This window comes from Sporosarcina sp. NCCP-2222 (assembly GCF_023168145.1).
GTDB lineage: Bacteria > Bacillota > Bacilli > Bacillales_A > Planococcaceae > Sporosarcina.
This window is the reverse complement of record NZ_BQYK01000007.1, coordinates 55,203-58,189: the sequence shown is the minus strand read 5'-3', so window position 1 is coordinate 58,189 and position 2,987 is coordinate 55,203. Positions and strand designations below refer to the sequence as shown.

General features: G+C 47.0%; 3 protein-coding genes. All 3 read left to right on the top strand.

Features of this window, described 5'->3' with window-relative positions; all coding sequences use genetic code 11:
* Window positions 1-59: 59 nt before the first annotated feature.
* A complete protein-coding gene (locus NCCP2222_RS14860) occupies window positions 60-1,280 on the top strand; it encodes a cysteine desulfurase (protein ID WP_248513129.1) in 1,221 nt (406 codons plus the stop codon).
* Window positions 1,280-1,720 (top strand): Fe-S cluster assembly sulfur transfer protein SufU, encoded by a 441-nt coding sequence (gene sufU / locus NCCP2222_RS14855; RefSeq protein ID WP_248513128.1) that lies wholly within the window; start codon window positions 1,280-1,282, stop codon window positions 1,718-1,720. The genes NCCP2222_RS14860 and sufU overlap by 1 nt, the downstream gene beginning before the upstream one ends.
* Before the next feature lie 57 nt (window positions 1,721-1,777).
* Window positions 1,778-2,987 (top strand): Fe-S cluster assembly protein SufB (gene sufB / locus NCCP2222_RS14850; RefSeq protein ID WP_248513127.1); only part of this gene is annotated, 1,210 nt, incomplete at its 3' end.

The window sequence follows — 2,987 nt, the reverse complement described above, 5'->3', positions numbered from 1 at the left end:
TTGCCAATCGAAGGTGTCAAGAAGCAATTGACGGAGGTCATTGAAAGGAAAGTGCGCTAATGCTCAGTAAAGAGATCCGCAACCATTTCCCGATACTTGACCAGGAAATCAACGGGCATCCGCTCGTTTACTTAGATAGTGCTGCGACTTCCCAGAAGCCGCAGCAAGTCATTGATGCATTGACGAAGTATTATTCGGAGGACAATTCAAACGTGCACCGCGGTGTCCATTCCTTAGGGAACCGGGCAACCGAGGGATATGAGAATGCCCGCGAAAAAGTACGGGAATTCATCAATGCGAAATCGACCCAGGAAATCATTTTCATGCGCGGAGCGACGACTGCTTTAAATACTGTCGCCCAAAGCTATGGACGCGCAAATGTCGGTGAAGGCGATGAAATCGTAATTACGTACATGGAACACCATTCAAACATCATTCCATGGCAACAGCTTGCGAAAGAAAAAGGTGCAGTGCTGAAGTATATCGATCTTGAGGAAGATGGTACGCTATCGCTTGATAAAGTGCGTGAGACAGTGACAGACCGAACGAAAATCGTGTCCGTCATGTATGTGTCGAATGTTCTTGGAACGATGAATCCAATTAAGGAAATCGCAGAAATTGCACATGCTAATGGTGCTGTCATGGTAGTGGACGGTGCACAAGCCGCTCCTCACCTGAAGCTCGATGTGCAGAAGCTCGATTGCGATTTCTTGGCATTCTCCGGCCATAAAATGTGCGGCCCGACTGGTATCGGCGTGCTTTACGGCAAAAAGGAATTGCTGAACCAAATGGATCCAATCGAATTTGGCGGTGAAATGATCGACTTTGTCGGTTTATATGATTCCACTTGGAAAGAGCTTCCTTGGAAATTCGAAGGCGGCACGCCGATTATCGCTGGTGCGATCGGTTTAGGCGCTGCAATCGATTTCCTCAGGGAAGTTGGATTAGACAAGATTGAACGCCATGAACATGAGCTGGCCGGTCTTGCGATGGAAAAGATGTCCGAAATCGAAGGCCTGCAAATTTACGGCCCAGTAGACCCGAAAAAACGTGCCGGCATCGTAACGTTCAATTTGGAAGGCGTCCATCCGCATGACTTGGCTACTGTGCTTGACATGAACGGCATTGCAGTTCGTGCAGGCCATCATTGTGCCCAGCCACTCATGAAATGGCTTGACGTTTCTGCCACGGCTCGCGCCAGCTTTTACTTATACAACACCGAAGACGATGTGGATCGGCTTGTAGAAGGGCTCCGCATGGCAAAGGAGTATTTCCAATAATGTCAATTAACAAATTAGACCAATTGTATCGGTCCGTCATAATGGACCATTACAAAAACCCAAGAAACAAAGGCGTATTATCCGACAACAATGTAACGATCGATATGAATAACCCAACTTGCGGCGACGTCATCCATTTGACACTTCAAGTGGAGGATGGCGTCGTGCAAGACGCGAAATTCGAAGGGGAAGGATGTTCCATTTCCATGGCATCCGCATCGATGATGACCCAATTGGTCAAAGGCAAAAAGACGGAAGACGCCGTGAAGTATGCCCATCTATTCTCGGACATGATGCTTGGCAAGGATGTAGATGATTCCGTCGATTTAGGAGACATCGAAGCCTTATCGGGTGTCGCGAAATTTCCAGCCCGCATCAAATGTGCCACATTGGCGTGGAAGGCGCTGGAAAAAGGAGTCGGGAACGAATCCGAGGAATAATTGTTCTGCCTCGAATGAAGAGACCTGGCTACCGACAAATAAGAACGGAGGATTCAAATGGCGAAAAAAATGCCTGAAATCGGCGATTATAAATATGGTTTCCATGACAAAGACGTGTCTGTTTTCCGTTCGGAACGTGGATTGACGAAAGAGATCGTTGAAGAAATTTCTCGAATGAAAGAAGAGCCGCAATGGATGCTCGACTATCGGTTGAAATCCCTTGAAATCTTCTACAGCAAGCCAATGCCACAATGGGGCGGCGACTTGAATTCATTGAACTTCGATGAAATTACTTATTACGTAAAGCCATCCGAAGCGACAGAACGCTCATGGGATGAAGTACCGGAAGAAATCAAAAGAACATTCGACAAACTCGGTATTCCGGAAGCGGAACAAAAATACTTGGCTGGTGTATCAGCACAGTATGAATCCGAAGTGGTTTACCACAACATGAAAGAAGATCTCGAGGAAATGGGGATCGTCTTCAAAGATACGGATTCCGCCCTTCGCGAGAATGAAGAGCTATTTAAAAAATACTGGGGCACTGTGATTCCAAACACGGATAACAAGTTTGCGGCATTGAATTCTGCTGTATGGTCCGGTGGTTCTTTCATTTACGTACCGCCTGGCATTAAGGTAGAAACACCATTGCAAGCCTACTTCCGAATCAACTCGGAAAACATGGGACAATTTGAGCGTACATTGATCGTTGTCGATGAAGGCGCAAGTGTGCATTACGTCGAAGGATGTACAGCACCTGTTTATACAACGAACTCCCTGCACAGTGCGGTCGTTGAAATCATCATCAAGAAAGATGCATACTGCCGTTATACAACGATCCAAAACTGGGCGAATAACGTCTATAACCTCGTTACAAAGCGTGCTGTTTGTGAAGCGAATGCAACGATGGAATGGATTGATGGCAACATCGGTTCGAAGCTAACGATGAAATACCCGGCTTGTATCCTAAAAGGCGAAGGCGCACGTGGAATGACACTTTCCATCGCACTAGCCGGTAAAGGCCAACACCAAGATGCTGGAGCGAAAATGATGCACTTGGCGCCGAATACGTCATCTACGATCGTATCCAAGTCGATTTCCCAACACGGTGGTAAAGTAACCTACCGTGGTGTCGTGCACTTCGGCCGCCGTGCAGAAGGCGCTCGCGCGAACATCGAATGTGATACGTTAATCATGGATAAACTGTCTACATCGGACACAATTCCATACAACGAAATCCTAAACGACAATATTTCACTCGAACACG